The following is a 4871-nucleotide window of genomic DNA, read 5'->3' as shown; positions in this document are numbered from 1 at the left end:
AAAAAAACAATAAATCTGTCAGTGACAGAAATGAGTGAGAACTCAAACTTTTAATGAGAGTTTGATCCTGGCTCAGGACGAACGCTGGCGGCGTGCCTAATACATGCAAGTAGAACGCTGAAGGAGGAGCTTGCTTCTCTGGATGAGTTGCGAACGGGTGAGTAACGCGTAGGTAACCTGCCTGGTAGCGGGGGATAACTATTGGAAACGATAGCTAATACCGCATAAGAGTAGATGTTGCATGACATATGCTTAAAAGGTGCAATTGCATCACTACCAGATGGACCTGCGTTGTATTAGCTAGTTGGTGAGGTAACGGCTCACCAAGGCAACGATACATAGCCGACCTGAGAGGGTGATCGGCCACACTGGGACTGAGACACGGCCCAGACTCCTACGGGAGGCAGCAGTAGGGAATCTTCGGCAATGGACGGAAGTCTGACCGAGCAACGCCGCGTGAGTGAAGAAGGTTTTCGGATCGTAAAGCTCTGTTGTAAGAGAAGAACGAGTGTGAGAGTGGAAAGTTCACACTGTGACGGTATCTTACCAGAAAGGGACGGCTAACTACGTGCCAGCAGCCGCGGTAATACGTAGGTCCCGAGCGTTGTCCGGATTTATTGGGCGTAAAGCGAGCGCAGGCGGTTAGATAAGTCTGAAGTTAAAGGCTGTGGCTTAACCATAGTACGCTTTGGAAACTGTTTAACTTGAGTGCAAGAGGGGAGAGTGGAATTCCATGTGTAGCGGTGAAATGCGTAGATATATGGAGGAACACCGGTGGCGAAAGCGGCTCTCTGGCTTGTAACTGACGCTGAGGCTCGAAAGCGTGGGGAGCAAACAGGATTAGATACCCTGGTAGTCCACGCCGTAAACGATGAGTGCTAGGTGTTAGACCCTTTCCGGGGTTTAGTGCCGCAGCTAACGCATTAAGCACTCCGCCTGGGGAGTACGACCGCAAGGTTGAAACTCAAAGGAATTGACGGGGGCCCGCACAAGCGGTGGAGCATGTGGTTTAATTCGAAGCAACGCGAAGAACCTTACCAGGTCTTGACATCCCTCTGACCGCTCTAGAGATAGAGTTTTCCTTCGGGACAGAGGTGACAGGTGGTGCATGGTTGTCGTCAGCTCGTGTCGTGAGATGTTGGGTTAAGTCCCGCAACGAGCGCAACCCCTATTGTTAGTTGCCATCATTCAGTTGGGCACTCTAGCGAGACTGCCGGTAATAAACCGGAGGAAGGTGGGGATGACGTCAAATCATCATGCCCCTTATGACCTGGGCTACACACGTGCTACAATGGCTGGTACAACGAGTCGCAAGCCGGTGACGGCAAGCTAATCTCTTAAAGCCAGTCTCAGTTCGGATTGTAGGCTGCAACTCGCCTACATGAAGTCGGAATCGCTAGTAATCGCGGATCAGCACGCCGCGGTGAATACGTTCCCGGGCCTTGTACACACCGCCCGTCACACCACGAGAGTTTGTAACACCCGAAGTCGGTGAGGTAACCTTTTAGGAGCCAGCCGCCTAAGGTGGGATAGATGATTGGGGTGAAGTCGTAACAAGGTAGCCGTATCGGAAGGTGCGGCTGGATCACCTCCTTTCTAAGGATAAGGAACTGCACATTGGTCTTGTTTAGTCTTGAGAGGTCTTGTGGGGCCTTAGCTCAGCTGGGAGAGCGCCTGCTTTGCACGCAGGAGGTCAGCGGTTCGATCCCGCTAGGCTCCATTGGTGAGAGATCACCAAGTAATGCACATTGAAAATTGAATATCTATATCAAATAGTAACAAGAAAATAAACCGAAACGCTGTAGTATTAATAAGAGTTTATGACTGAAAGGTCAAAAAATAAGGTTAAGTTAATAAGGGCGCACGGTGGATGCCTTGGCACTAGGAGCCGAAGAAGGACGTGACAAACGACGATATGCCTTGGGTAGCTGTAAGTAAGCGATGATCCAGGGATTTCCGAATGGGGGAACCCAACAGGTACTACCTGTTACCCGCATCTGTTAAGGATGTGAGGAGGAAGACGCAGTGAACTGAAACATCTAAGTAGCTGCAGGAAGAGAAAGCAAAAGCGATTGCCTTAGTAGCGGCGAGCGAAACGGCAGGAGGGCAAACCGAAGAGTTTACTCTTCGGGGTTGTAGGACTGCAATGTGGACTCAAAGATTATAGAAGAATGATTTGGGAAGATCAGCCAAAGAGAGTAACAGCCTCGTATTTAAAATAGTCTTTGTACCTAGCAGTATCCTGAGTACGGCGGGACACGTGAAATCCCGTCGGAATCTGGGAGGACCATCTCCCAACCCTAAATACTCCCTAGTGACCGATAGTGAACCAGTACCGTGAGGGAAAGGTGAAAAGCACCCCGGGAGGGGAGTGAAATAGAACCTGAAACCGTGTGCCTACAACAAGTTCGAGCCCGTTAATGGGTGAGAGCGTGCCTTTTGTAGAATGAACCGGCGAGTTACGATATGATGCGAGGTTAAGTTGAAGAGACGGAGCCGCAGGGAAACCGAGTCTGAATAGGGCGAATTAGTATCATGTCGTAGACCCGAAACCATGTGACCTACCCATGAGCAGGTTGAAGGTGCGGTAAGACGCACTGGAGGACCGAACCAGGGCACGTTGAAAAGTGCTTGGATGACTTGTGGGTAGCGGAGAAATTCCAAACGAACTTGGAGATAGCTGGTTCTCTCCGAAATAGCTTTAGGGCTAGCGTCGACATAAAGATTCTTGGAGGTAGAGCACTGTTTGGGTGAGGGGTCCATCCCGGATTACCAATCTCAGATAAACTCCGAATGCCAATGAATTATGGTCGGCAGTCAGACTGCGAGTGCTAAGATCCGTAGTCGAAAGGGAAACAGCCCAGACCACCAGCTAAGGTCCCAAAATAATTGTTAAGTGGAAAAGGATGTGGGGTTGCACAGACAACTAGGATGTTAGCTTAGAAGCAGCTATTCATTCAAAGAGTGCGTAATAGCTCACTAGTCGAGTGACCCTGCGCCGAAAATGTACCGGGGCTAAAACAATTTACCGAAGCTGTGGATACCTTTATAGGTATGGTAGGAGAGCGTTCTATGTGTGATGAAGGTATACCGTGAGGAGTGCTGGAACGCATAGAAGTGAGAATGCCGGTATGAGTAGCGAAAGACAGGTGAGAATCCTGTCCACCGTAAGACTAAGGTTTCCAGGGGAAGGCTCGTCCGCCCTGGGTTAGTCGGGACCTAAGGAGAGACCGAAAGGTGTATCCGATGGACAACAGGTTGATATTCCTGTACTAGAGTATGTAGTGATGGAGGGACGCAGTAGGCTAACTAAAGCAGACGATTGGAAGAGTCTGTCTAAGCAGTGAGGTGTGAATTGAGTCAAATGCTTAATTCTATAACATTGAGCTGTGATGGGGAGCGAAGTTTAGTAGCGAAGTTAGTGACGTCACACTGCCAAGAAAAGCTTCTAGCGTTTAAACATACTCTACCCGTACCGCAAACCGACACAGGTAGTCGAGGCGAGTAGCCTCAGGTGAGCGAGAGAACTCTCGTTAAGGAACTCGGCAAAATGACCCCGTAACTTCGGGAGAAGGGGTGCTGACTTTACGTCAGCCGCAGTGAATAGGCCCAAGCAACTGTTTATCAAAAACACAGCTCTCTGCTAAATCGTAAGATGATGTATAGGGGGTGACGCCTGCCCGGTGCTGGAAGGTTAAGAGGAGTGCTTAGGAGTAATCCGAAGGTATGAATTGAAGCCCCAGTAAACGGCGGCCGTAACTATAACGGTCCTAAGGTAGCGAAATTCCTTGTCGGGTAAGTTCCGACCCGCACGAAAGGCGTAATGATTTGGGCACTGTCTCAACGAGAGACTCGGTGAAATTTTAGTACCTGTGAAGATGCAGGTTACCCGCGACAGGACGGAAAGACCCCATGGAGCTTTACTGCAGTTTGATATTGAGTGTCTGTACCACATGTACAGGATAGGTAGGAGTCTAAGAGATCGGGACGCCAGTTTCGAAGGAGACGTTGTTGGGATACTACCCTTGTGTTATGGCCACTCTAACCCGGATAGGTTATCCCTATCGGAGACAGTGTCTGACGGGCAGTTTGACTGGGGCGGTCGCCTCCTAAAAGGTAACGGAGGCGCCCAAAGGTTCCCTCAGAATGGTTGGAAATCATTCGCAGAGTGTAAAGGTATAAGGGAGCTTGACTGCGAGAGCTACAACTCGAGCAGGGACGAAAGTCGGGCTTAGTGATCCGGTGGTTCCGTATGGAAGGGCCATCGCTCAACGGATAAAAGCTACCCTGGGGATAACAGGCTTATCTCCCCCAAGAGTTCACATCGACGGGGAGGTTTGGCACCTCGATGTCGGCTCGTCGCATCCTGGGGCTGTAGTCGGTCCCAAGGGTTGGGCTGTTCGCCCATTAAAGCGGCACGCGAGCTGGGTTCAGAACGTCGTGAGACAGTTCGGTCCCTATCCGTCGCGGGCGTAGGAAATTTGAGAGGATCTGCTCCTAGTACGAGAGGACCAGAGTGGACTTACCGCTGGTGTACCAGTTGTCTTGCCAAAGGCATCGCTGGGTAGCTATGTAGGGAAGGGATAAACGCTGAAAGCATCTAAGTGTGAAACCCACCTCAAGATGAGATTTCCCATGATTTTATATCAGTAAGAGCCCTGAGAGATGATCAGGTAGATAGGTTAGAAGTGGAAGTGTGGCGACACATGTAGCGGACTAATACTAATAGCTCGAGGACTTATCCAAAGTAACTGAGAATACGAAAGCGAAGGTTTTCTTGATATTTGATAGATATTCAATTTTGAGTAGGTATTACTCAGAGTTAAGTGACGATAGCCTAGGAGATACACCTGTACCCATGCCGAACACAG

At 49.9% G+C, this 4871-nt stretch carries 1 tRNA gene and 2 rRNA genes; all 3 read left to right on the top strand.

Going from position 1 to position 4871, the window contains the following annotated elements:
* Nucleotides 1–49 precede the first annotated feature (49 nt).
* The 3 genes from B7714_RS00030 (at nt 50) to B7714_RS00020 (ending at nt 4746) form a co-directional block, all read left to right on the top strand.
* Nucleotides 50–1596 (top strand): 16S ribosomal RNA (locus B7714_RS00030).
* A gap of 51 nt (nt 1597–1647) precedes the next feature.
* Nucleotides 1648–1720 (top strand) — tRNA-Ala (locus B7714_RS00025).
* A 123-nt stretch (nt 1721–1843) separates the two neighbouring features.
* A 23S ribosomal RNA gene (locus B7714_RS00020) occupies nt 1844–4746 on the top strand.
* Together the 16S and 23S rRNA genes with 1 tRNA gene alongside form the textbook arrangement of a ribosomal RNA operon.
* Nucleotides 4747–4871 lie beyond the last annotated feature (125 nt).

The organism is Streptococcus oralis subsp. oralis (assembly GCF_002096595.1).
GTDB classification, from domain to species: domain Bacteria; phylum Bacillota; class Bacilli; order Lactobacillales; family Streptococcaceae; genus Streptococcus; species Streptococcus oralis_D.
The sequence above is the reverse complement of the archived record's forward strand: the minus strand, read 5'-3'. Positions and strand labels throughout refer to the sequence as shown.